Below are 24,743 nucleotides of genomic sequence, written 5' to 3'. Positions count from 1 at the left end.
TCGCCGAATTGCCAAAATTGCTGCCCAAAGGGTGTCCTGCATGTCTCGTTTGCCGCAACCGCCGCGCAGGCGCTCTCGCTGGGGGCTTTTCATAGCTCCCGTCCTGCTCCTGATTGCCGCCGTCGCGTGGAGCGCATTCTGGTTCTTCGCCGCTTCGCAAGTGGATGTCCAGGCCGACGCCTGGCGTGCGCGGGAAGCGAAGTCCGGCCGCGTCTTCGATTGCGCGAACCGCTCGGTCGCCGGCTTTCCGTTCCGGCTCGAGGTCCGCTGTACGGATCCGAACGTAGCCCTGTTTTCGCAGGCCGCCGGCACGCCCTTGATGAACGCCAAGCTCGACGAGATTCTCGTCGTCGCACAGGTGTGGGACCCGAAGCGGGTCATCGCGGAATTCAAGGGACCCGCTATGATCGCCGACGGTCGCGGACCGGCCTCGTTCTCCGTGAACTGGCGCGTCGGTGAGGCCAGTGTCCGCGGTCTGCCAGGGCCGCCGCAGCGCGCCGACCTCGTGTTCGAACAACCGACCATCGACCGCATCGAGGGCAACAACGCCGTGCCCGCCGCGCGCGCCGATCATGCCGAATTGCACGGCCGTGTTGCCGAGGGCTCGCCGTCCGACCATCCGGTGCTGGAGACCGCGTTGCAGATCGCGAACGGCAGCATCCAAGGCAGCCATCCTCTGCTTGCCGAACCGTTCAATACCGACGTCCAGGCCCGCGTCACCGGTCTCAAGGACTTCAGGCCCAAACCCTGGCCGGAGCGGTTTCGCGAGATCCAGGCGGCGGGCGGTCATGTCGAGATCGTCCAGTCGCGCATCCAGCAGGGCGAATTGCTCGCGGTCGCCGCGGGCACGCTGAGCTTGACCGCCAATGGCGGGATCGATGGCGAAGTGCAGATGACGGTCGCGGGGATCGAAAAGGTCATCCCGGCGCTCGGTCTCGACAAGATGCTCGAAAACGGCGTGCCGCAGGGGACGCTCGATCGCGTAGCGCCGGGTGTGAAGTCGCAAGACGTCAACAACCTGCTCGGTGCGCTCGACCGCGCGATTCCCGGCCTCGGCAAGGTCGTCAAGCAGAACGCCAATGTTGGCGTCGCGCTCGGCATCAATGCGCTCGGCAAGGAGGCCACCCTCGAAGGGCGCAAGGCGCGGACCTTCCCGTTGCGCTTCGCCGACGGGGTCGTGGTGCTCGGTCCGTTCAAGGTCGCCCGCGTCCCACCGCTGTTCTGAAGCCTTCAGGGCTTCTTCAACTGCGGCAGCGGCCGGCCGAAGTCCGGCGCCGCCGAATCCTGGCCGATGTCGACGATGCCGCGGCGGATCGCGCGGGTGCGGGTGAAGTGATCGAACAGCGCATCGCCGTCGCCGCGGCGGATCGCCCGCGTCAGCTTGGAGAGGTCCTCGGTGAAGGTGCCGAGCATGTCGAGCACGGCATCCTTGTTGCTCAGGAAGATGTCGCGCCACATCGTCGGGTCGGAGGCGGCGATGCGGGTGAAATCGCGAAAGCCGCCGGCGGAGAACTTGATCACCTCGGACTCCGTGACCTGCGCCAGCTCGTCGGCGGTGCCGACGATGGTGTATGCGATCAGATGCGGCAGGTGGCTGGTGATCGCGAGCACGCGGTCATGATGATCCGGCGTCATGATCTCGACCTTGGCGCCAAGCGCGGCCCAGAACGCACGGAGACGATCGATCGCGTCGGCATCTACACCGTCGGGTGGCGTCAGGATGCACCAGCGGTTGATGAACAGCTCGGCGAAGCCGGAGTCCGGTCCCGAATTCTCGGTGCCGGCGACCGGATGCGCCGGTACGAAATGAACATGCGCCGGCAGGTGCGGGGCCATGTCGCGGACGATGGCGCCCTTCACGGAGCCGACGTCGGAGACGATGGCGCCGGGCTTCAGATGCGGCGCGATCTCTTCGGCCACGGGACCGCACGCGCCGACGGGAATGCAGAAAATGACGAGGTCGGCATCCTTGACCGCCTCGGCATTGCTCGCAACGACGCGGTCGACGATGCCGAGCTCGGTCACGCGGGCGCGGGTCTTGTCCGAACGCGCCGTGGTGACGATTTCGCCGGCCATGCCTTGCAGCCGCGCCGCGCGCGCGATCGAGCCGCCGATCAGGCCGAAGCCGATCAGCGCGATGCGTTCGAACCGTCCCGCGACGCTCACTTCGTCCTCATGAATTCGCTGAGAGCCTCGACGACCAGACGATTGGCCTCCTCGGTGCCGATCGTCATGCGCAGCGCATTCGGCAACTTGTAGTTGGCGAGCGCGCGCAGCACGAGGCCGCGCCGTGTCAGGAATTCGTCGGCCTCGACCGCGGTGCGGCCCTTCTCGGTCGGGAAGTGGATCAGGATGAAGTTGGTGACGCTCGGCGTCACTTTCAGCCCGAGCCTGCCGATCTCCTCAGTGAGCCAGTTGCGCCAGGTCTCGGTGTGTGCCTTCGACATCTGCTGATGCGCGGTGTCCTCGATCGCGGCGACCGCAGCGAGCATCGCGGGCGAGGAGACGTTGAACGGCCCGCGGATGCGGTTGATGGCATCGACGATGTGCGCCGGGCCGAACATCCAGCCGACGCGGAGCGCCGCGAGGCCGTGGATCTTGGAAAAGGTGTGGGTGACGACGGTGTTCTCGGTCGTCGCGACCAGCTCGATCCCGAACTCATAATCGTTGCGCGAGACGTAGTCGGCATAGGCGGCGTCGAGCACCAGCACGACATGCGAGGGAAGGCCGGCGCGCAGCCGCTTGACCTCGTCGAACGGGATGTAGGTGCCGGTCGGGTTGTTCGGATTGGCGAGCCACACGAGCTTGGTGCGCGGCGTCACCGCGGCCAGGATCGCGTCGACGTCGGTGCGATACTCGGTCTCGGCGGCAACCACGTTCCTGGCGCCGCAGCCCATGGTCGCGATCGGATAGACCAGGAAGCCGTGCGCGGTGGAGATCGCCTCGTCGCCTTGCCCGAGAAAGGTGTGTGCCAGCAGATTCAGGATCTCGTCGGAGCCGGCGCCGCAGACGATGCGGCCGGGATCGAGGCCATAGGTGCGGCCGATCGCCTCGCGCAGCACCCGCGAGGTGCCTTCCGGATAATCCTCCAGATGCGTGGCCGCGCTCTTGAAGGCGTCGATTGCCTTGGGTGAAGGACCGAACGGAGTCTCGTTCGCCGACAGCTTGAACACCTTGCGGCCCGGCTCGGGCTTCGGGCTCTTGCCCGGCGTGTAGGGCGCAATGTCGAGGATGCCGGGATTCGGCACGGGGCGGTTCATCGTCAACTCCGGAAAATCATCACTGGCGCGGGGCGTCTCAGCTGGGAACCGTATAGCGTTTCGCATGGCCGCCGACGAGGGCCGTCGAGCGCACCGAGGCGCCCGCCGCGATCAGGGCAGCCTTGATCTTGTCGAGGTTCGACGGCGACTCGATCGACACCAACAGCGCCGCGCCGTCGAAGGCGGTATCGGGCACCGCGATCACGTCGGCGAGCGGCGACAGCGCGCGGGACACCTGCGCATTCCAGCCGGAGACGCGGATGCTCCAGGTCTCGACCTCCAGCACCAGCGCGTCGTCCGCGACGCGCGAGATCGCGAACACCGGCAGCGCCGCCGGATGGTCGGCCCGCTCGATGAACGGCATCCGCGCGATGATCTTCGGCGCGCCCGCGGGCTCCAGCGTGATCCACCACGGTGTATGCCCCGAGGTCGTCGACACCAGCGCGAGATCGCCCTTCGAGCGCGCCACGGCTTCGACGGCGGCCTGGGCGCTGAAATGGGCGACATAAGGCACCACGAAGCCGAAATGGAACCTGGCGGAATCGCGCATCGCGGATTCGCCGACCGACACGTCGGCGTGCACCGAGAACGGCGCCTGCACGTAAGTGAACGTCGAGACGATCACGCGCCAGATGCCCTCGACGGTGTCGAGCGGCAGGATGCCGCGATGGCGCTGCACCAGGCGCCGCATCATGTCGGCCTCGCGCGCCGGGCGGAACGCCGAGCCGACCTCCTGGGTCTTCTTGACCTTGATCAGCCGGTCGATGATGTCGGCCCTGTTCATCAGGAGCTGATGGACCTGCTCGTCGATCGCGTCGATCTCCTTGCGCAAATCGGCGAGCGAGGGAGGGGCTGGCGGCGGGGTCGACATGGGCAGGGTCACTCTTCGCAGGCCGCGGGTCAACGCGCGGCGGACTGGAACGGATGCCGTTCTCTCCGATGCGGGGGACGTGCGCAACAGCAAGTTTACCTCGTGCTGCCTAGGCTTGGCTGACCTGCAGCCATGGGGCGCCCGATCGGCGGTCAACCCGAGCTTGCCTTGACGAGGAGCGCCCGCGGGACTAGTTTCTGCCTGTTCCGTGGTCATTTGAGCCGGCCGGCTTGCAGCCACGTTAAAAAACTCGCTAAACAGGCCGGGGACGTTATCGATCCCGGCCGAACCCCAGTTCAGGCCGGGTTTTTCATGGCCTGATGTGTCACGTGGTTCGGGAGCCCTTGCCGGATGGCCGGGGTGAGAGACATGACAGGCCTGACGCCGAAACCCACCTCCGCGCTGCGCACGATTGCGCCCGAAGAGCGCTCGCACGAGGTCGATCATCCGAGTTCGCTGGTCGCGCAGTTCGGTGCCGACAAGCCGCTCAGGCTCGATTGCGGCGTCGACCTGTCGCCGTTCCAGATCGCCTACCAGACCTATGGCGAGCTCAACGCCGACAGATCGAACGCGGTCCTGGTCTGCCACGCGCTGACCGGCGACCAGCACGTCGCCAACCGTCATCCGGTCACCGGCAAGCCGGGCTGGTGGGAGACGCTGGTCGGCCCCGGCCGCCCGCTCGACCCGAGCCGCTATTTCATCATCTGCTCCAACGTGATTGGCGGCTGCATGGGCTCGACCGGACCGGCCTCGCTGAACCCTGCGACCGGCAAGGTCTGGGGGCTCGATTTCCCGATCATCACCATCCCCGACATGGTGCGCGCCCAGGCGATGCTGATCGACCATCTCGGCATCGACACGCTGTTCGCCGTGGTCGGCGGCTCGATGGGCGGCATGCAGGCGCTGCAATGGACGGTGGCCTATCCGCAGCGCGTGTTCGCCACGCTCGCGATCGCCTGCGCGACGCGGCATTCGGCGCAGAACATCGCCTTCCACGAGCTCGGCCGCCAGGCCGTCATGGCCGATCCCGACTGGGACCACGGCCGCTACGGCGACAAGGGCGTTCATCCGCATCGCGGCCTCGCGGTGGCACGGATGGCCGCGCATATCACCTATCTGTCGGACGCGGCGCTGCATCGCAAGTTCGGCCGCCGCATGCAGGACCGCGAGTTGCCGACGTTCTCGTTCGACGCCGATTTCCAGGTCGAGAGCTATCTGCGCTATCAGGGCTCGTCCTTCGTCGAGCGCTTCGATGCCAACTCCTATCTCTATTTGACGCGCGCGATGGACTATTTCGACATCGCCGGCGACCACGATGGCGTGCTGGCGGCGGCGTTCCGCGGCATCAAGACCCGCTTCTGCGTGGTGTCCTTCACCAGCGACTGGCTGTTTCCGACTTCGGAATCGCGGGCGCTGGTGCATGCGCTCAACGCGTCCAGCGCGCGGGTGTCGTTCGCCGAGATCGAGACCGACAGGGGGCACGACGCGTTCCTGCTCGACGTCCCCGAGTTTTTCGAGATCGCCAGCGCTTTTCTCGATTCCGCCGGCAAGGCGCGCGGCCTCAAGGCTGTGACGGGAGGCTGAGACATGAGCATGCAGGGTGTGCTGCCGCTGAACGGATTCTCCGGCGGCGAGGTGCTGGCCTATCGGCCCGATCATCTCCTGATCGCCGGCATGGTCGAGAGCGGCTCCAAGGTGCTCGACATCGGCTGCGGCGACGGTGACCTGCTGCAGCTGCTCGAGAGCCGCGGCATCGACGGCCGCGGCATCGAGCTGTCGCGCGAGGGCGTCAACCATTGTGTCGCCAAGGGCCTCGCGGTGGTGCAGGGCGATGCCGACACCGATCTCGTCGATTATCCCGACGATGCGTTCGACTACGTGGTCCTGTCGCAGACCCTGCAGGCGACGCGGCGGCCCAAGACGGTGCTGGAAAATCTCCTGCGCATCGGCCGCCGTGCCATCGTCACCTTCCCGAATTTCGGCTTCTGGCGGCTGCGGCTGCAGCTGCTGGTCGGCGGCCACATGCCGCGCACCGACAATCTGCCTTTCACCTGGTACGACACGCCGAACATCCATTTCTGCACCATCAAGGACTTCGTGCAGCTCTGCGACGAGATCGGCGTCAAGATGGAGCGCGCCGTCGCACTTGATAGTTACGGCCGTCCCTTGCGCGTCGCCATGCCCTGGTGGTTCTGGAACATGTTCGGCGAGCAGGGGGTGTTTCTTCTGAGCAGGGCGGAGAAGGGGCGGTAGGGAGACGGGGGGCGACCGCAGCCCCGGGGCCTTGTTGAAGTTTGTGGCCCGCTCTCTCGGCCGTCATGGCCGGGCTTGTCCCGGCCATCCACGTCTTGCAGTATGGCGAGATGGCGGGCGGCTACGTGTACTTCATGACTAATCGTCCCAACGGTGCGCTCTATGTCGGCGTGACCAGCGATCTCATGCGCCGTGTCTTTCAGCATCGATCCGGCTTGGTTGATGGCTTCACCAGGCGGTATGGCTTGAAGCGATTGGTGTACTTTGAAGTCTTCGACGACATTCAGAGCGCGATCCAACGGGAGCACAACATCAAGCATTGGTCGCGCGCCTGGAAGGTTGGACTGATCCTTGCGAGCAATCCCAGCTGGGATGATCTCTACGATAGGATCACAGCTTGAGGCGCGCACGAGGACGGACGTGGATGGCCGGGACAAGCCCGGCCATGACGAGCTTGGGGTGGCGGGATTTCACTTTTCAAAGAGCCGATGGCGGTTGAGACAAGGCTGCGCATCCCCGCGGCGCATCTGCGCCCGAGCTATGCGTCATGCATCGCCTCCGATAGCGAAGAGGCGCAGGGAAGGCCGGATGCTGGCCGCACCCATGGCCCGCCTGCGGAAAAAATGCAGGCGGCAGGAACCACAGGTACGAGCCGGAACACCCGGCCTTCCCTGCGCGATGGTTGAACGGCTGCTTCGCATTCTCCTCGGTGCGCCGGGCTTTTTGGCCACCGTGTCGCGCAATGCGCTTGCGCGCATCGCGCTGGATACCAGCATCGGGGTATCAGGACCGCGCGACTTGACCGTGCGTGCCGGAATTGCTCGTCCGCGCGAGGAAGCCCCACGCGCAATCCGACACGCCCACCGCATCCCACCTCAGCGTTCGTGACGACCGCGATACGCCCCTCTTGCAGTGAGGCGGGACGGGCGGAAATCTGCGCTTGATTTGGCCGACGACGCAAGCCGCGATCGTGCGACAAACTAACACGACGGGCAGTCCGTGCATGAGGCTCATGCGCAAACTGCCCGTCGTGCAACGTCTGATGCCGTTCCTACGGCTTGCCCCGTGATCTACAGCAAGCCGACCTTGTGCATGATGTCGCGGATCTGCGCCGGACTGGGATCACCGACCGCCGGGCTGGACCACTCGCTGGTCGTCGTTGCCGGGCCCCTGGCAACCGAACCGGCTCCGTCGAGCTTGCCATTGGGCGCCTGCGGCACCAGCGTCGGAGACGTCGCGCCGCTCTGCGCCTCGCCGCGCGCCAGTCCGAGCAGGCGACGGAGAACGTCGAGCGAGGGATCGGCCGTGGGCGCGGAGGCCACGCCCGCTTCCAGGCCGAGTGCGCGCATCGCGTTCGGCAGTCCGGCACCCGAACGGTTGGGATCGCCGAACTGCAGCGGCGTCGATGTCTCCTTCAGGATCTGGAACAGCCGCTCCACACGCCGCGCGTCGCGTGTCGCGAACTGGCCCTTGAAGTCGGGATGATGCGCCAGCACGAGCGCGGCGAGGCCGGTGACGTGCGGCGTGGCCATCGAGGTGCCGTCCCAGGCCCCGAAGCCATCCGTCGGCAGCGAGGACACGATGCCGACGCCCGGCGCGCAGACGTCGATCTCCGGCCCGAAGCAACTGAACTTCGCCGGAAAATATCCGTCGGCGCTCCGGAAGCCGTCCAACCCCTGCTGGGCGTGGAAGCTGTCCTCGGGAAACTCGCCCCATTTGCCCATCGCGGCGACCGCCAGGCAATGCGGCGTCGAGCCCGGAAACTGGACCGGCCCCGACGAGTTTCCCGCGGCGACGATACAGGCGAGGCCCATCTGCTTGGCCCGCAAGATCCGCTCCTCGATGATCTGCGACGGCTCGCCGCCGCCCAGACTCATGTTGGCGACGTCGATGCCATTCTCCATGCAGTAGTCGAGCGCCGAGACGAGATCGCTGAACCGGCCGCCCGGGAAGATCCGGCAGACATGGATTTCGGCCGCCGGAGCGAAGCCGCGAATGCCGCCGCCGGAGCCGATCGGTCCGCCGGCGATGATCCCGGCGCAATGCGAGCCGTGACCGATGGTATCGACGGTCCAACTCGCGGGATCATTGCCGACGATGCTCTTGCCGATCGTGACGCCGTGCAGATTGCGATGCGTCGGCGCGGCGCCGGAATCGATCACCGCAATCTTCACTCCCGCGCCGTTATAGGCGAGGGGCAGGCGATCGAGGCCCATCGCGCGCTGGCCCCAACCCAGCAATTGCTGGCCGGGAAATCCGCGCAGATAGGCGCCGAGCGTCTTCGCGGCGATGCGGTTCACGCTGTCGGGGGTCAGTTGCGGACGATCGAGCCAGAAGGTCCAGTAATCGACCCGCGGCTTGATCAGGATCGAGCGGATGGTGTCGGGCGTCTCGCCCTGAATCTTGAGCGTGACGCGGCCGCTGGCGTCGGTGACGCCCTGAACCGGCCACACGCTGCCGAACACGTACACTTCCACCTCCTGCAGCGGGCCGCTCTCGCCGACCACTTCGATCGTCGTCGAGAACCCGTCGGCCAAGGGAATGAGAACGCCGGGATTGGGAAGCTGATGCGGCGCCGGCACCTGGGGGACGGTCGGATCGAGCATGTAGGTGAGCGGCGCATCGCGCTCGACCGCGAGCCGTGCTCCGGCCTGGGCTTTCAGCAATTCGGCCTTGTCGGGCGCCATGCGGGCCAGCACCATCGGGCCGAGCGGTGCTTGTCCTGGGTCGGCGCTCTGAAATCCGAGCAGGCGCGGCGGCTGAATTGTCTTCACCACGTCGATGTCGGGGCTGTTTGTCAGTTGCTGGACGATGAAGTCGGCGCTGAAGGTCCCAAGCCCCATCTGCTGGCGCGGTGCCAGGATGTACTGCGCCCGCCGTTGCGAGATCGTTGCGCCGGGTTGACCCGTTGCTGGCGCCGCCGTGCCGCCGTCGCTGCGGCTGGTCCCTTGTGCGGCTGGGGCTGATGCGGCGGTCACCCGTGCTGCGGCCTGCGGTGCGGCAGCGGCCTCGGCTGACGGCTGCGCCGCTCCGGGTTGTGCTCCGGTGCCGTTGACGGCCGTGCCGGCCGCATCCTTCTGATCCGAGATTTCAGGCTTGCTTCGTGCGGCCATTTGCGGGCTCCTTCATCCTCGCTCGTGACATCGTCGGGAGGCGCCGCTGAAGTCAGCCGGCGCCAAAGGGTTTCAGCGGAGCGTTCGGCTCCACCACGATCGTGCTGAAAGTCGATCGGAGGCGATCGGCCTGGCTCTTCGTCATCGACAGGATGACGACGTCAGGTGCGACCTGACCGACGCGTTTCACGCTGGGCTCGCGGCTCAAGTGATCAGCGAGCTGGCCGGACTTGACCGGCTCGCCTTGCACGATGAATTCCTGTTCTGAGTTCGGATCCGCCATGCGTCGTTCCCTCCATGTCAGGTCGGCGGTGGGCGGACTTTTCGTGCGCCCACCGCTTCACTCTCTTGGACCCGCGTTGCGATGTCGCGGGTCGTTGCTTCCAATCGGTCGTCCTAGTGCATCGTGCCGGCGGGCTGGCCGGTGCTGAAGATGCCGAGCGTGTGCCCGATGTTGAGGCCGGTCTGCGCGCCCTGTCCGATCTTCTTCAGCACGCTCCAGAAGCCCTGCAGCTCCATGTCGGTGGGCTGCGCCGCGGCCTGCTGGCCCGGCTGGCCGGCGCTGAAGATGCCGAGATTGTGCCCGACGTCGAGGCCGGTCTGGACGCCCTGTCCGATCTTCTTGAGCACGCTCCAGAAGCTCTGCAGCTCCATGTCGGTCGGCTGCGCGGCCGCCGCCTGCTGGCCCGGCTGGCCGGCGCTGAAGATGCCGAGATTGTGGCCGACGTCGAGGCCGGTCTGGACGCCCTGGCCGATCTTCTTGAGCACGCTCCAGAAGCTCTGCAGCTCCATGTCGGTCGGCTGCGCCGCCGCAGCGGCTTGCGGACCGGTGCTGAAGATGCCGAGGTTGTGGCCGACATTGATGCCGGTCTGGACGCCCTGACCGATCTTCTTGAGCACGCTCCAGAAGCCCTGCAGTTCCATGTCGGTCGGCTGCGCCGCGGCGGTGGCGGCTTGCGGACCGGTGCTGAAGATGCCGAGGTTGTGGCCGACATTGATGCCGGTCTGGACGCCCTGACCGATCTTCTTGAGCACGCTCCAGAAGCCCTGCAGTTCCATGTCGGTCGGCTGCGCCGCGGCGGTGGCGGCTTGCGGACCGGTGCTGAAGATGCCGAGGTTGTGGCCGACATTGATGCCGGTCTGGACGCCCTGACCGATCTTCTTGAGCACGCTCCAGAAGCCCTGCAGCTCCATGTCGGTCGGCTGTGCCGCGGCGGTGGCGGCTTGCGGACCGACGCTGAAGATGCCGAGGTTGTGGCCGACGTTGAGGCCGGTCTGGGCGCCCTGTCCGATCTTCTTGAGCACGCTCCAGAAGCCCTGCAGCTCCATGTCGGTCGGCTGCGCCGCGGCGGCGGCCTGCGGATCGGTGCTGAAGATGCCGAGGTTGTGGCCGACATTGAGGCCGGTCTGGACGCCCTGTCCGATCTTCTTGAGCACGCTCCAGAAGCCCTGCAACTCCATCTCCGACGGCTGCTCGGTGCCGGGGCCGACGGAGAACGGCGCGAACCCGCCCGCGATTCCGCCGATGGCGCCGCCGAAGTCCCGGCCGGTCTTGCCGCCGATCAGGCGTCCGATCGCTTGTCCGGCGAACCTGCCGAGAACGGAGCCGAAGATCCCTTCGGGATTCAGTTGACCAAAGTCCTCAGTCGATTGCTGCATGCCACTCATGTTGAGCCTCCTCGCTCGTTATCTGACCTCTGAGCGACGCGCCGCTTGACCTCATCAGGAGTAGTTGCTGCGCGACGTCGATCGAGGGCGATGTTGCGCGTGTGGCCGTGATGCAAGTGTCAAGCGGGGCGTGAAAGTGCCGTCAAAATCGATCATGTGAGGCACGCATGGAGCAAGGGTCGCGCGGATCGTCAGACGCGAAGCATGCGCCTGATTTCGCGTTGCAGGGTTTCGGTTTCGCTCTCCGGTGTGGCACCGACCTGCTTGCGCAGGACGGTGCGGCAGAAGTCATATTGACGCAGGGCGTCGGCGCGGCGACCCTGCTGTGCGTAGCAGCGCATCAGGGTGCGGTGGACGTCCTCCTGCAGCGGATCGGCGGCCAGCACGCGCAACGAGAATGTCTTGGCGATCTCCACATGTTCGGGGCCGCCGACGTCCAGCAGGCCCGCGATGGCCCGTATCGCTCGCGTCTTCAGTCGTTGACGCTCGGCGGAGAGCCATGCCTCGAACGCGCAGGACGTCGAGCTGATGCCGTCGAGCAACTCGCCTCGGAACAGCGCGGCGGCGCGCGCCATGGTTTCCAGATCGCCGAGCTGCAGCAGCAGCTCGAACTCCTGCACGTCGGTGCTGACGGCGTTCGGATGGATGCGGATGTCGTCCCGTTCCGCCGAAATGATGTCGGCGCATTGCGGCAGCACCCGGCGCAGCGTCAACAGGGCCTGGCGAAGGTTTGCGCGCGCGTTGTCGCCGAAGCGGCCTTCCCACAGGAGTGCGGCAAGCTTGCTGCGTGAAATGCCGTGCGGAGAGGTAAGGGCGAGATAGCCCAGGAGTGTTGCAGCCTTGCGGCTTGGGATGACGACCTGCTCGCCGGAGACGCGTTTGATTTCAAGACCGCCAAAGAGATTGATACGCAGCAGACTCATTGTCTCTCTCCTCTGAATGGCGACTCGCTGCGATCGGCGTCAGCCTGCAGAAGTCGAGCTTCTCGTGCGATGAGAATGAGCGGCTGCAGCCGGATCAGGTCTGCACAGTCGTCGCCGAAGGGCGAGCCGCCACGCTGTCGTTGTCATCGTCGAAATGAGATCGGCAATGCAGTTAAGTCTGTCCGAGCAACGTTCGGTTCAATCTTGGATTGTATGACGAAGCGACACCGGGCCGGCTGGGCTTGCAGTATGCACTCCATCGGGTCCAGTCTGCGCGCAGCCGGAACCGCACGCTGTGAGCTACGGCACACTCGAGGACGGACACGCGCGTTGCGGTATCCTCTGGTCATGGTGATGAAGCACGGGATTGTTCCGATGAGATCGTTCCGCAAGGAACTTTGGTTCCAGACACCGGGCCGTCGCGCTTTCATCAACATCACGGATGATGTCGAGGCGGCGCTGAAGGAGAGCGGGGTGCGCGAGGGACTCGTGCTGGTCAACGCCATGCACATCACCGCGTCGGTCTTCATCAATGACGACGAGAGCGGGCTGCATTTCGACTACGAGCAATGGCTGGAGAAGCTGGCGCCGCACGAGCCAGTGGCGGGCTATCGCCACAACCGGACCGGCGAGGACAATGCCGACGCCCACATGAAGCGCCAGATCATGGGCCGCGAGGTCGTGGTCGCGATCACCGGCGGCAAGCTCGATTTCGGTCCGTGGGAACAGATCTTCTACGGCGAGTTCGATGGCGGGCGGCGCAAGCGCGTGCTGATCAAGATCATCGGCGAGTAGGCGAGTCCGTCGCGACTTTGGCGGGGCTTGCTCGAACAGGCCGTCATTGCGAGCGCAAGCGACGAAGCAATCCAGGGCCACGACGGTAGCTTGTCTGCGTAGCCCTGGATCGCTTCGCTGGCGCTCGCGATGACGGAGGAGGTAGCAATAGCCTCAGCTGTCATGCCGGCGCAGGCTGGCAGAGTCCGATGCATGTTGGACGTGATCGTCGCTGGAATGGGCAAAGCCGGCTCGAAGCAGCCTGGTCCGCTGCGCCTTGCGTGTCGAGCAAAGCGGCAACGCTTCGGCTGCGCAACTATCCCGCCATCGACCGCGGATCCCGCGGCCCCCATCGCCCGGCCTCGACCAGCGCGATGAAGCGCTCGACCGACGCGTTGAACAGCGCCGGCTCCTCCAGATTCAACACATGGCCGGACTTCGGGAAGAACGTCAGCCCCGATGCCGGCAGGTGCTGCTTGAGGAACAGGCTCGGCGCGATGCAGGCGTCGTCCTCGTCGCCGCAGATGATGAGGGTCGGCGTCGGCACGCCGCGGATGGCGTCGGTCATTGTAAAGATCGAGGGCCGGCCACCCTGGAAACCGCGCATCGTGTTGGCTGAGCCGCGCGCGTCATGGCGGGCGAGGGCGGCGTAGAAGTCGGCGTGGCCGCGCGGGTCCTTGACCAGGAAGGGAATGCGGCCGGGCGCCTCGCGCGTCACCCTGGCGGTCTCGGCTGAGTCCAGGGTCTCGAACTGCTCGGCGGTCGCGCGGCACTGGGCGCGGAAGGCGTCGAGTTGCTCAAGGCTGGAGCCTGAGCCGACCCCGGCCAGCACCATCGAGCGGATGCGCCCCGGCGCGTTCAGCGCCACCTGCAGCGAGGAATAGGAGCCCATCGACAGGCCGACGAAGTGGGCGCTGGCGATGCCGAGATGGTCCAGCACCGCCAGCGCGTCGGTGTAGAAGTGCACGTAGCTGTAGACGTCGGGCGCGGCCGGCACGTCCGAGGGCGTGTAGCCGCGCGCGGCGTAGGCGATGCAGCGGTGGCGCCGCGCGAAGTAGCGCAGCTGCGGCTCCCAATTGGTGTGGTCGGCGGCGAACTCGTGCAGGAAGATGAGCGGCGTGCCCGCGCCGACCTCTTCGAAATAGAGGCGAACGCCGTCTTTCGCCGTTGCGTGGGGCATCGTCAGCTCCTCCCGTGTCACGTGTTGCATGATGACGAGTCGCGCGACACGCGACAATGGTCGGGCCAGCGCCTTGTTTTCGCCGCGACATAGACTCGGAATCACCCTCTCGTCGCCAGCCTTTCGCCGTCGATGGTCATGGTTTCGTCACACCGCAACATTTTACGGACCGCCGCTGGCGGCTTGCAGAGGGGCCGCGCTGAGGGACCAGGGGGTGCCAAGTCAGGTACTGGGGGAAGTAACAGAAGGATTGAGTATGGTTGTGTCTACCCTTCGCCGGTCGCTTCACATCGTTGCGTTAACCATGTGCTCGGCAGTCGTCGCCGTCACCGCAACACCGGCTTCGGCCCGTCCGCATCACGGCTCCGGGCATCATGCCCACCGCAGCCACGGCGGCCATCACTACGCAAGATATCATCACCACGGCCGGTCCGTCGCCCGGTTGTCGCGCTGGGAGCGCGGCGTGGCGCGGGTGCAGGTGAGCGGCGTTGCCGACGCGCAGGCCAGCGTCATGATGCCGGGCACGGCGTCCGACGGCATGGCGTCGTCCGGCGGCAGCAGCGTCGTCTCCGCGGCGCGCAGCTTCATCGGCAGCGGCAATCCGACCGGCCGGCGCAGCCTGTGGTGCGCCCGTTTCATGAACATGGTGCTGGAGCGGACCGGCCATCGCGGCACCGGCTCCGACATGGCGCGCTCGTTCGCGAGCTATGGCCAGCGCGTCTCCGGCCCGCAGGTCGGCGCGATCGCGGTCATGAGCCGCCGTGGCGGCGGACATGTCGGCGTGGTCTCGGGCGTCGATGCCCAGGGCAACCCGATCGTCATCTCCGGCAACAACGGCAACCGCGTGCGCGAGACCGCGGTGTCGCGCGGCCGGGTGTATGCGTATGTGATGCCGAACTGACCAATCTCGAACTGATGAATCGAGCCGTCGAGGCTCGCTCGGTGTGCGCCTCCCCCGCTTGCGGGGGAGGTCGCATCGCATCGAAGATGCGATGCGGGTGGGGGAAGTCTCTCCACACGAAGATTTTCGGGTGGGGCGGCCCCCACCCCCGGCCCTCCCCCGCACGCGGGAGAGGGGGCGCGCCGCCGATGCGGCCAGCGCTCGAACTACACCAGCCGCGGCTGCTCCACGGCGAGTTCGTCGCCAACGGCGATATCACCGGCTTCGATCACCTCGGCATAGATGCCGCATTCATTGTTGCCGCGCCGGGTCATCAGCGCGGGCAGGATGTCGAGGTTTCGGGCGGCGGTGTCCGGGTCGACGTTGACGGCGGCGCAGCGGGTGGTGGTCTTCACGACCTTGAGCCGCGCCGAGCCGATGCGCAGCGTCTCGCCCATGAGCGAGGTCTCGTGCCAGGCCTGCCAGCCGGTGACGTAGACGTTGGCGCGGAAGCGCAGCGGGTGCACGGGAGCGCCGACCAAAGTCTCGATCTCCGCGATGGAGGCGAGGTTGATGATCGAGACCACCTTGCGCGCCAGGTCCGTGAAACTGTAGCCGCCGCCCGACAGCAGCTTTGGTGGCCCGCGCAGCTCGTCGGCGAACTCGCCTGCGAAGAAGCGCTCGATCGCCGCGCGGCCTTCGGGGCTCTCGAGATCGCCTTGCACGACGACGGCGTCGTCCCTGCGGATGGTGAGGATATTCGTCGCGTCGTCGAACACGGTCTTGAAGCCGGCGAGACGCTCGTTGCGCATCAGCATGAGATACGCCGTCTTCGGCCGCCAGACCGGAGCGTCCGGATCGAACCCGCTGGGGCCGTTCTCCAATGCGTAGCGGCGGTCGGCCGGTAAGGTCTGGCCGACCCGCAGAGGTGCCGTCTGCAATGGTTCCGGGGTAAGGCCCTTGACCGGATAGCGGTACAGGCCGGCGATGCGCGCGGGACGGGTCTGGCTCATGCCGCCTCATAGGAGATTCCCATGGCCGCGGCCAGGGCACACGAATTTGTGAAACGGCCTCTTCCGTTTTTGGCCCGCCTTCCCACATTTCAGCTCAAGCCGGGCGCAAGCCGGCGACGTCTCTGGCTGCGGCGTTGATGGACGTCAACGTGCGCGGTCCGAAACCCAATGAAGATGCTGAAACCGTGCCTTCGGGGCGTCACAGCAGGCTGAGGGAAATATCATGAATATCGAAAAATATACCGAGCGCGCCCGGGGCTTCATCCAATCGGCGCAATCGCTGGCCGTGCGCGACGGCCATCAGCAGTTCTCGCCGCTGCATCTGCTGAAAGTCCTGCTCGACGACGGCGAGGGACTCGCGGGCGGTCTCATCGACCGCGCCGGCGGCAATTCGCGCGCGATCCTGAAAGCGACCGAGGATGCGCTGGGCAAGCTGCCGAAGGTGTCGGGCAGCGGCGCCGGACAGGTCTATCTGTCGCCCGAGCTGGCGCGCGCCTTCGACGCGGCGGAGAAGGCGGCCGAGAAGGCCGGCGATAGTTTTGTCACGGTCGAGCGGCTGCTGCTCGGGCTGACGCTGGAGAAGAACAGCGAAGCAGGCGGCATCCTCGCCAAGGGCGGCGTCACCGCGCAGAACCTCAACGCGGCGATCGAATCCCTGCGCAAGGGCCGCACCGCCGACTCGGCGACCGCCGAGAATGCGTATGATGCGCTGAAGAAATATGCCCGCGACCTGACCCAGGCGGCGCGCGACGGCAAGCTCGATCCGGTGATCGGCCGCGACGAGGAGATCCGCCGTACGATTCAAGTTCTGTCCCGGCGCACCAAGAACAATCCCGTACTGATCGGCGAGCCCGGCGTCGGCAAGACCGCGATCGTCGAGGGCCTCGCGCTGCGCATCGTCAATGGCGACGTGCCGGAGAGCCTGAAGGACAAGCGGCTGTTGTCGCTCGATCTCGGCTCCCTGATCGCGGGCGCGAAATATCGCGGCGAGTTCGAGGAGCGGCTGAAGGCCGTGCTGCAGGAGGTCACGTCAGCCGAAGGCACGTTCGTGCTGTTCATCGACGAGATGCATACCCTGATCGGCGCCGGCAAGGCCGACGGCGCGATGGATGCGTCGAACCTGTTGAAGCCCGCGCTGGCGCGCGGCGAGCTGCACTGCATCGGCGCGACCACGCTCGACGAGTATCAGAAGCATGTCGAGAAGGACGCGGCATTGGCCCGTCGGTTCCAGCCGGTCTACGTCACCGAGCCGACGGTCGAGGACACCATTTCGATCCTGCGCGGATTGAAGGACAAATACGAGCAGCATCACGGCGTGCGCATCACCGATTCTGCGCTGGTGGCGTCGGCGACGCTGTCGAACCGCTACATCACCGATCGCTTCCTGCCCGACAAGGCCATCGATTTGATGGACGAAGCGGGCGCGCGGCTGAAGATGCAGGTCGATTCCAAGCCGGAAGAGCTGGATTCGATGGATCGCGAGATCATCCGGCTCAAGATCGAGCAGGAAGCGTTGAAGAAGGAGACCGATCCGGGGTCCAAGAGCCGGCTGCTGACCTTGGAAAAGGAGCTCGCCGATCTCTCGGAGAAGTCGGCTGGCCTGACTGCGCGCTGGAGCGCGGAGAAGGACAAGCTGTCGAATGCGCAGAAGCTCAAGAGCGAGCTCGACGGCCTGCGCATCGAGCTCGCCAACGCGCAGCGCCGCGGCGAGTATCAGAAGGCGGGCGAGCTCGCCTATGGCCGCATCCCGGAGCTGGAGAAGCAGTTGGCCGACATCGAGGCCAAGGAGAATGCCGGCGAGATGATGGAGGAGGCGGTCACCGCCAACCACATCGCGCAGGTGGTCTCGCGCTGGACCGGCGTGCCGGTGGACAAGATGCTCGAGGGCGAGAAGGACAAGCTCCTGCGCATGGAGGATTCTCTCGGCAAGCGCGTCGTCGGCCAGTTCGAGGCCGTGCATGCGGTCGCGACCGCCGTGCGGCGCTCGCGCGCCGGCCTGCAGGACCCGAACCGACCGATGGGCTCGTTCATGTTCTTGGGCCCCACCGGTGTCGGCAAGACCGAGCTGACCAAGGCGCTCGCCGAGTATCTGTTCAACGACGAGACCGCGATGGTCCGGCTCGACATGTCCGAGTACATGGAGAAGCACTCGGTGTCGCGGCTGATCGGCGCGCCTCCCGGCTATGTCGGCTATGACGAGGGCGGAGCGCTGACAGAGGCCGTCCGGCGCCGGCCGTACCAGGTCGTCTTGTTCGACGAGATCGAGAAGGCGCATCCGGATGTCTTCAACGTGCTGCTGCAGGTGCTCGACGACGGCCGCCTGACCGACGGTCAGGGCCGCACCGTCGACTTCCGCAACACGCTGATCATCATGACCAGCAATCTCGGCTCCGAGTTCCTGGTCAATCAGCCGGAGGGCGAGGATACGTCGGAGGTGCGCGAGCTGGTGATGGGCACGGTGCGCGGGCATTTCCGGCCCGAGTTCCTCAACCGCGTCGACGAGATCATCCTGTTCCACCGCCTGCAGAAGAGCGAGATGGGGCGGATCGTCGAGATCCAGTTCACACGGCTCCAGAAGCTGCTGGGGGAGCGCAAGATCATCTTGTCGCTGGATGGCGACGCGCGCGACTGGCTCGCCGCCAAGGGCTGGGATCCGGCCTACGGCGCACGGCCGTTGAAGCGGGTGATCCAGCGCAGCGTGCAGGATCCGCTCGCCGAGATGATCCTCGCCGGCGATGTCAAGGACGGCGACAAGGTCGCCATCTCCTCGGAAGGCAATGTGCTGACCTTCAACGGCAAGGCGCATCGCACCGCCGAGATCGCGACGTTCGAGGCGCCGATCCCGAAGCGCAAGCTGAACTGAAGCGGCGCTGCGCCGAATGCAAGCAAAGGCGGCCCGCGCTGAGCGATCAGCGCGGGCCGCTTGCGTCGGCAAAAAGACTTCCTTGGGTTGAACGGGCCAGCCCGGCGAGGCCGGGCTTTTAGCGGCTGACCTGGATCGGGCCGGCGTCGGAGATGCGCGAGGCACCGGCGCCGCGGCTGGTCATCATCTGGTCGACGCGATCGCGCTCCTTCTCGAAGCTGGCCATGATCTGGCCTTCGAGCGACCGGCCGCGCGGCAGCTTCACGCGCATCGGGTCGACGAAGCGGCCGTTGACCAGGATCTCATAGTGGACGTGCGGGCCGGTCGACATGCCGGTCGAGCCGACGAAACCGACGACCTGGCCCTGGCGCACGCGCTTGCCGGGCTCCATGCCCTTGGCAAACGCCGACAAGTGGCCATAGGCCGTCTCGTAGCCGTTGTTGTGCTTGATGCGGATGTACTTGCCGTAACCGCCTTCGGTGCCGACCTTCTCGAGAACGCCGTTGCCGGAGGCGAAGATCGGGGTGCCGTAGGCGGTGGCCCAGTCGACGCCGGTGTGCATCTTCACATAGCCGAGGATCGGATGGCGGCGGCCGCCGAAGCCGGAGCGCATGATCGCGTTGTTGACCGGCTTGCGCACCAGGAACTTCTTCGCGCTCTTCCCGGTCTCGTCGTAATAGTCGACGACGCTGTCGTCGGGGGTCTGGAACCGGTAGTATTTCTTGGTCTCGCCGCCGACCGTCAGCGCAGCGAACAGCACCTCGGTCTTGTCGTTGTTGCCGGGCTTGTCGTCATCGTCGCCGGCATAGAACACGTCGAACGAATCGCCCGGCTGCACCTTGCGCTGGAAGTCGACGTCGTAGGAATAGATCCGGACCATGTCCTCGATGACCGGCGTGGGCACCTTGTTGCGCATCGCCGTCTCGTAGATGCTCTGATAGAGGCGGACACCGGTGCCGTCATCCTCCTCGTCATTGGTGTTGTCGGCGGTCTCGGTGACCGTGTTCATGCTCTGCGCGTCCACGGCGACGTATCGTCCGAGGTCCGACAGCGCGGCCACCGCCTCGATCATGGTGTCGTTGGCGATGATGACCCGGAACGGCTGCAGCCGGGCGCCGGGGGCAGGGCCGGACGGCGCCATCAGGATACGGAGCTTCTCGCCTTCTTTCAGCCCGCCGTCACGGCCGCGTGGGCCGAGCTGGGCGGCAATCGCCCTGGCCTCGTCGGGCGTCGCGCCCTGGTCGCGCAGGATCGAGGTGACGGTATCGCCCTTCTTGACCAAGTGGACACGCTCGCCGAGCGGATTGCCGCCGGTGATCTGGTCCTTGGTCTTGGGGAGCAAGGTGACATTTTCCGGCACCACCCGGGTCTCGAAGCCGGCGTAAGGATCTGGCGAGGTGCCGTCATTGGCGTAGGACAGTTTCAGGTCGCCGCCTTGGACGGCCTGTGCACTGGCCGCGTCAGCGGCGGCATTGGCGAGCGAAGCGTAGCGGACGCCGCCATTGTTGCCGCGCCAGTTCGCCGCATCGCGAACCCGCATGACGATTTCGTCGAGCGCCACCGAGGTCGCGATCTTCGCCTTGGGGAGCACCGCGGCGAGATCCTTGGTCACGAACGAGACTTCGGCGTCGGGCTCGACGGCCTCCGGATTGTTCGGATCCTCGCCGGACCCGGTCTTGTCGTTGTCGGTGTCGCTCAGCAGGCGCTGGGCGTTGAACGGCGGGATCTTGGCGGAAAGATCGCTCGTCGTCATCGACAGGTTGCCCGAGATCCGGACATAGGGACGGACCCGGATCAGCTCGCGCGATCCGGCGCGGGTCACGGTCGAGATGCGCACCACATTGCGCGCGGCCGCCGCTTCGCTCGGCGGCGGCAGGCGATCGCTCTTGCGCAGGGTGGCAACGCGGTCATTGGCGCCGAAGGCGCCGCGCAGCGCGCTCTCCATCCGCTCCGGCATGCGAGCGAAGGTCATTTCGCCGTCGAGCGACGCAAAAACGGCGCCGCCGATCAGGGCTGCGCCGCATAGACCAGTCAGAATCGTACCGGAGAACCATTGCACGGAGACGCGGCGGCGATCGATCACCGCGGCCTCGGAGCCATCGACCGATAGCGGCGGCTCATGACCGAGATCGATCATGCCGACCTCGCGTCCATACCCCCCGCGTGACGTCCGATGGTTCAACCTTCGTCCCCCAAGTTCAAAGTCAGCGCCGAAATCACTCAGCTGCCGGTCGGCTTAACGTCCAAGACAAACGGCTCGGAATGATGGCGCGCTTCTGACGGTTCGAGACTCTCTGGCCCGAAAGCCGGAATCCGCGAACCGCTATTGTTCTTCAGGATCTCTCGATGTCGTCTCGGCCGTATGAGTCAGGCGAAGGGCTCGCCACTTCCTTGATCTGGATCATCCTTGAATCGATGGCGGTCCCCGCTGGACCCAAATCAACCCAGGTCGATGCTTAACAAATCGTCGCAGGATTGTGGCCCAAGTGGGGCACGAAGTCCGCAAGAAGTCTGGGTTCTCTGGCCGTCCCGGAAAAAATGATTCGATGCGACGATTTGTTGACATTGGGCGTTGACACCCCGATCGGACCCCCCTATAAGCACGGTCACTGAGCGCGGCGCCGCTTCGGGACACACCGAGGCGAGCATTCGCGCCAATATTGCTCCTCACTTCTGCTGAGCGATGCACAACCGGTAGAACCCGGTTGCTCATCGACGTCGGAAAAGGTTGGGCGACCCCTCCATCCGAGGGTGGGACTGAGGTCCCGGGCTGTTTGACAAGTGAAGATGAAGAAAGAGAAACGTGGACGGCGGAGTCCTTGCGGGTCTCGGGATTGAGAGCTTCGGCTTTTGGTTCTGGGATCGGACGAGAAGACTTCGGCGGACAATGTTTCAAAGGTAACACCATGGTTTTCGCGCTGTGAAGCGTGGAGATCGATTGGTGGGACCTCGTCAAACGTTGTGATCAGCCGGTTCAAAGCTTCAAGTTCAACTTGAGAGTTTGATCCTGGCTCAGAGCGAACGCTGGCGGCAGGCTTAACACATGCAAGTCGAGCGGGCGTAGCAATACGTCAGCGGCAGACGGGTGAGTAACGCGTGGGAACGTACCTTTTGGTTCGGAACAACACAGGGAAACTTGTGCTAATACCGGATAAGCCCTTACGGGGAAAGATTTATCGCCGAAAGATCGGCCCGCGTCTGATTAGCTAGTTGGTGGGGTAATGGCCCACCAAGGCGACGATCAGTAGCTGGTCTGAGAGGATGATCAGCCACATTGGGACTGAGACACGGCCCAAACTCCTACGGGAGGCAGCAGTGGGGAATATTGGACAATGGGGGCAACCCTGATCCAGCCATGCCGCGTGAGTGATGAAGGCCCTAGGGTTGTAAAGCTCTTTTGTGCGGGAAGATAATGACGGTACCGCAAGAATAAGCCCCGGCTAACTTCGTGCCAGCAGCCGCGGTAATACGAAGGGGGCTAGCGTTGCTCGGAATCACTGGGCGTAAAGGGTGCGTAGGCGGGTCTTTAAGTCAGGGGTGAAATCCTGGAGCTCAACTCCAGAACTGCCTTTGATACTGAAGATCTTGAGTTCGGGAGAGGTGAGTGGAACTGCGAGTGTAGAGGTGAAATTCGTAGATATTCGCAAGAACACCAGTGGCGAAGGCGGCTCACTGGCCCGATACTGACGCTGAGGCACGAAAGCGTGGGGAGCAAACAGGATTAGATACCCTGGTAGTCCACGCCGTAAACGATGAATGCCAGCCGTTGGTGGGTTTACTCACCAGTGGCGCAGCTAACGCTTTAAGCATTCCGCCTGGGGAGTACGGTCGCAAGATTAAAACTCAAAGGAATTGACGGGGGCCCGCACAAGCGGTGGAGCATGTGGTTTAATTCGACGCAACGCGCAGAACCTTACCAGCCCTTGACATGTTTGGGACCGGTCGCAGAGATGTGACCTTCTCTTCGGAGCCCGAAACACAGGTGCTGCATGGCTGTCGTCAGCTCGTGTCGTGAGATGTTGGGTTAAGTCCCGCAACGAGCGCAACCCCCGTCCTTAGTTGCTACCATTTAGTTGAGCACTCTAAGGAGACTGCCGGTGATAAGCCGCGAGGAAGGTGGGGATGACGTCAAGTCCTCATGGCCCTTACGGGCTGGGCTACACACGTGCTACAATGGCGGTGACAGTGGGAAGCTAAGGGGCAACCCTTCGCAAATCTCAAAAAGCCGTCTCAGTTCGGATTGGGCTCTGCAACTCGAGCCCATGAAGTTGGAATCGCTAGTAATCGTGGATCAGCACGCCACGGTGAATACGTTCCCGGGCCTTGTACACACCGCCCGTCACACCATGGGAGTTGGCTTTACCTGAAGGCGGTGCGCTAACCAGCAATGGAGGCAGCCGACCACGGTAGGGTCAGCGACTGGGGTGAAGTCGTAACAAGGTAGCCGTAGGGGAACCTGCGGCTGGATCACCTCCTTTCTAAGGATGGCTCTTCAGCAAGGTCAGATCTTCGGGTCTGTCGCTTCTATCGAGCTGTTTTAGAAACATCAGGGGCCACCGAGACCGCCAGGTCTTGCGTGAGCTCCATTGGCGGGATTTCGCCGTCTTCGTTTCTCTTTCTTCGCGGACGAACACGCTGCCTGGGGCTGCGCGGTCGCTGCTTTTGCTTCGTAGGCTTTGGCCTTCGCGGGCCGGGTGGTGACGAGCTTCGAGCGTTAGGGCTTGTAGCTCAGTTGGTTAGAGCGCGCGCTTGATAAGCGTGAGGTCGGAAGTTCAAGTCTTCCCAGGCCCACCACGCTTCGCCTGCGGCTTCGCGTGGCACGCCGCGCTCTCCAATGAGCGAAGCGTGTCCGGCGTAGCCACTTGGCGAAGACGGGCGCTATGCTTCGTCTTCTGGTTACGGGGCCATAGCTCAGCTGGGAGAGCGCGTGCTTTGCAAGCATGAGGTCGTCGGTTCGATCCCGTCTGGCTCCACCAGATGGTTTGATTGCCGAGCGATCGCTTGACAGCGTTGGTTCAACATCGTCCGCGAGACAACACTTCGCATCTTCTGGTCCTCACCGGGACTACAGAAGACTGCGTGTTATCTGACATCGTGAAGAGGAGATCGATCCGAGTAGGGTCGTGCAATGAAATGCCACCGCGCAAGCGGTCCGCGTTTCGACTTTGCACCGACGCCTTCACTATCTCCGGGTCATTTCGGCGCAAGTATCGAGCTGTGAAGCTTGTCACTTGTTGTAAATGACTCTGTTAGCTGCGCTTGACCGCACGGCTATCGGTTCGATCTTAAGAAGCAAGCTGGTCTTTCTAATCATTGTCCGCGCTGCTCTACGCCTTGTCCCTCGGGACGGGTGAGGGCGGTGAACATTCTGCCGAGTGTGTGGACATTGATAATGAGAGCAATCAAGTGCCTTAAGGGTGTTCGGTGGATGCCTTGGCGCTGAGAGGCGATGAAGGACGTGCTACGCTGCGATAAGCCGTGGGGAGCTGCGAAGAAGCTTTGATCCGCGGATTTCCGAATGGGGAAACCCACCTTCGATAGCCGGAACTCCAAGACCTTCGGGTTTTGGTGTTCGATCAGGAGACTGTGACGATCCCGAGCCGTGAGGTTTTGGATTTCCGGTTATCAAGAGAAGGTATGAGACTTCTGAATCCATAGGAGGTTTCAAGCGAACCCAGGGAACTGAAACATCTAAGTACCTGGAGGAAAGGACATCAACCGAGACTCCGCTAGTAGTGGCGAGCGAACGCGGACCAGGCCAGTCATGAATGCAAGCCAACCAGAACCTGTCAGGAAAGCAGGGCCTCAGAGGGTGATAGCCCCGTATGGGTAATGCAAGCATTCATGCTCGAGTAAGGCGGGACACGTGAAATCCTGTCTGAACATGGGGGGACCACCCTCCAAGCCTAAGTACTCCTCAGCGACCGATAGTGAACCAGTACCGT

17 protein-coding genes, 2 tRNA genes, 2 rRNA genes and 1 riboswitch (1 of these 22 running past the window's edge) are annotated in these 24,743 nt (G+C 64.6%); of the genes, 11 read left to right on the top strand and 10 right to left on the bottom strand.

Annotated features, from left to right (window positions below):
- Nucleotides 1-40 precede the first annotated feature (40 nt).
- Complete coding sequence (locus tag QW868_RS18610; RefSeq protein ID WP_316231163.1) at nt 41-1,225, top strand: DUF2125 domain-containing protein; 1,185 nt, start codon at nt 41-43, stop codon at nt 1,223-1,225.
- 5 nt (nt 1,226-1,230) lie between these two features.
- On the opposite strand, the gene QW868_RS18605 is transcribed toward QW868_RS18610, so the two are convergent.
- The 3 genes from QW868_RS18605 to QW868_RS18595 are packed head-to-tail and all read right to left on the bottom strand — an operon-like array spanning nt 1,231 to nt 4,131.
- Nucleotides 1,231-2,166 carry a prephenate/arogenate dehydrogenase family protein gene (locus QW868_RS18605; RefSeq protein WP_316231162.1) on the bottom strand — a complete coding sequence of 312 codons (936 nt, stop codon included), beginning with the start codon at nt 2,164-2,166 and terminating at the stop codon, nt 1,231-1,233.
- Nucleotides 2,163-3,260 carry a histidinol-phosphate transaminase gene (gene hisC / locus QW868_RS18600; RefSeq protein ID WP_316231161.1) on the bottom strand — a complete coding sequence of 366 codons (1,098 nt, stop codon included), beginning with the start codon at nt 3,258-3,260 and terminating at the stop codon, nt 2,163-2,165. The genes QW868_RS18605 and hisC overlap by 4 nt, the downstream gene beginning before the upstream one ends.
- A 37-nt stretch (nt 3,261-3,297) precedes the next feature.
- Nucleotides 3,298-4,131 (bottom strand): chorismate mutase, encoded by an 834-nt coding sequence (locus QW868_RS18595; RefSeq protein WP_315736239.1) that lies wholly within the window; start codon nt 4,129-4,131, stop codon nt 3,298-3,300.
- A 198-nt stretch (nt 4,132-4,329) separates the two neighbouring features.
- Nucleotides 4,330-4,409: riboswitch (SAM riboswitch) on the top strand.
- A gap of 91 nt (nt 4,410-4,500) precedes the next feature.
- Here QW868_RS18595 and QW868_RS18590 point away from each other — a divergent pair.
- The 3 genes from QW868_RS18590 (at nt 4,501) to QW868_RS18580 (ending at nt 6,785) form a co-directional block, all read left to right on the top strand.
- Complete coding sequence (locus tag QW868_RS18590) at nt 4,501-5,715, top strand: homoserine O-acetyltransferase (protein ID WP_316163755.1); 1,215 nt, start codon at nt 4,501-4,503, stop codon at nt 5,713-5,715.
- Nucleotides 5,716-5,718: 3 nt separating this feature from the next.
- Nucleotides 5,719-6,384: a methionine biosynthesis protein MetW gene (gene metW, locus QW868_RS18585; protein ID WP_315736241.1), complete on the top strand. Its 666-nt coding sequence runs from the start codon at nt 5,719-5,721 to the stop codon at nt 6,382-6,384.
- 65 nt (nt 6,385-6,449) lie between these two features.
- A complete protein-coding gene (locus tag QW868_RS18580; protein WP_316163756.1) occupies nt 6,450-6,785 on the top strand; it encodes a GIY-YIG nuclease family protein in 336 nt (111 codons plus the stop codon).
- 669 nt (nt 6,786-7,454) lie between these two features.
- Here QW868_RS18580 and QW868_RS18575 read toward each other — a convergent pair.
- The 4 genes from QW868_RS18575 to QW868_RS18560 all read right to left on the bottom strand — a co-directional run bounded on the left by QW868_RS18575 (nt 7,455) and on the right by QW868_RS18560 (nt 12,088).
- Nucleotides 7,455-9,497 carry a S8 family serine peptidase gene (locus QW868_RS18575; RefSeq protein WP_316231160.1) on the bottom strand — a complete coding sequence of 681 codons (2,043 nt, stop codon included), beginning with the start codon at nt 9,495-9,497 and terminating at the stop codon, nt 7,455-7,457.
- A gap of 52 nt (nt 9,498-9,549) precedes the next feature.
- Nucleotides 9,550-9,780, bottom strand: coding sequence for a hypothetical protein (locus tag QW868_RS18570; RefSeq protein ID WP_315736244.1), 231 nt, complete (start codon nt 9,778-9,780; stop codon nt 9,550-9,552).
- Nucleotides 9,781-9,893: 113 nt separating this feature from the next.
- Nucleotides 9,894-11,165, bottom strand: a complete 1,272-nt coding sequence (locus QW868_RS18565) for a hypothetical protein (RefSeq protein ID WP_316231159.1) — start codon at nt 11,163-11,165, stop codon at nt 9,894-9,896.
- Between the two features lie 191 nt (nt 11,166-11,356).
- Nucleotides 11,357-12,088, bottom strand: a complete 732-nt coding sequence (locus tag QW868_RS18560) for a BTAD domain-containing putative transcriptional regulator (protein WP_315736246.1) — start codon at nt 12,086-12,088, stop codon at nt 11,357-11,359.
- A gap of 375 nt (nt 12,089-12,463) precedes the next feature.
- Here QW868_RS18560 and QW868_RS18555 point away from each other — a divergent pair, with 375 nt between their 5' ends.
- The gene (locus QW868_RS18555) at nt 12,464-12,883 is read left to right on the top strand and encodes a secondary thiamine-phosphate synthase enzyme YjbQ (protein WP_315795638.1); all 420 of its coding nucleotides are present in this window, start codon (nt 12,464-12,466) and stop codon (nt 12,881-12,883) included.
- Between the two features lie 295 nt (nt 12,884-13,178).
- On the opposite strand, the gene QW868_RS18550 is transcribed toward QW868_RS18555, so the two are convergent.
- Complete coding sequence (locus tag QW868_RS18550; RefSeq protein WP_315812454.1) at nt 13,179-14,042, bottom strand: alpha/beta hydrolase; 864 nt, start codon at nt 14,040-14,042, stop codon at nt 13,179-13,181.
- A gap of 256 nt (nt 14,043-14,298) precedes the next feature.
- Between QW868_RS18550 and QW868_RS18545 the strand changes: the two genes are divergently transcribed.
- Nucleotides 14,299-14,943 carry a TIGR02594 family protein gene (locus QW868_RS18545; RefSeq protein WP_410051306.1) on the top strand — a complete coding sequence of 215 codons (645 nt, stop codon included), beginning with the start codon at nt 14,299-14,301 and terminating at the stop codon, nt 14,941-14,943.
- Between the two features lie 206 nt (nt 14,944-15,149).
- On the opposite strand, the gene QW868_RS18540 is transcribed toward QW868_RS18545, so the two are convergent.
- The gene (locus tag QW868_RS18540) at nt 15,150-15,935 is read right to left on the bottom strand and encodes an MOSC domain-containing protein (RefSeq protein ID WP_316231157.1); all 786 of its coding nucleotides are present in this window, start codon (nt 15,933-15,935) and stop codon (nt 15,150-15,152) included.
- A gap of 223 nt (nt 15,936-16,158) precedes the next feature.
- On the opposite strand from QW868_RS18540, the gene clpB reads away from it, so the two are divergent.
- Nucleotides 16,159-18,798, top strand: coding sequence for an ATP-dependent chaperone ClpB (gene clpB / locus QW868_RS18535; RefSeq protein ID WP_316231156.1), 2,640 nt, complete (start codon nt 16,159-16,161; stop codon nt 18,796-18,798).
- 118 nt (nt 18,799-18,916) lie between these two features.
- Here the strand turns inward: clpB and QW868_RS18530 are convergent, their stop codons facing one another.
- A complete protein-coding gene (locus QW868_RS18530; RefSeq protein ID WP_316231155.1) occupies nt 18,917-20,980 on the bottom strand; it encodes a M23 family metallopeptidase in 2,064 nt (687 codons plus the stop codon).
- Between the two features lie 807 nt (nt 20,981-21,787).
- Here QW868_RS18530 and QW868_RS18525 point away from each other — a divergent pair.
- From QW868_RS18525 to QW868_RS18510, 4 genes are all read left to right on the top strand, one after another.
- Nucleotides 21,788-23,276: ribosomal RNA gene (locus QW868_RS18525) — 16S ribosomal RNA — on the top strand.
- Between the two features lie 239 nt (nt 23,277-23,515).
- A tRNA-Ile gene (locus QW868_RS18520) sits at nt 23,516-23,592 on the top strand.
- A gap of 106 nt (nt 23,593-23,698) precedes the next feature.
- Nucleotides 23,699-23,774: transfer RNA gene (locus QW868_RS18515), tRNA-Ala, on the top strand.
- Between the two features lie 424 nt (nt 23,775-24,198).
- A 23S ribosomal RNA gene (locus QW868_RS18510) occupies nt 24,199-24,743 on the top strand; it runs 2,300 nt beyond the window's last position.
- Together the 16S and 23S rRNA genes with 2 tRNA genes alongside form the textbook arrangement of a ribosomal RNA operon.

Origin of the sequence: Bradyrhizobium sp. SZCCHNR1051, from assembly GCF_032489615.1 — a bacterium.
Classification (GTDB): domain Bacteria; phylum Pseudomonadota; class Alphaproteobacteria; order Rhizobiales; family Xanthobacteraceae; genus Bradyrhizobium.
This window is presented reverse-complemented; position numbering and strand designations above follow the sequence as displayed.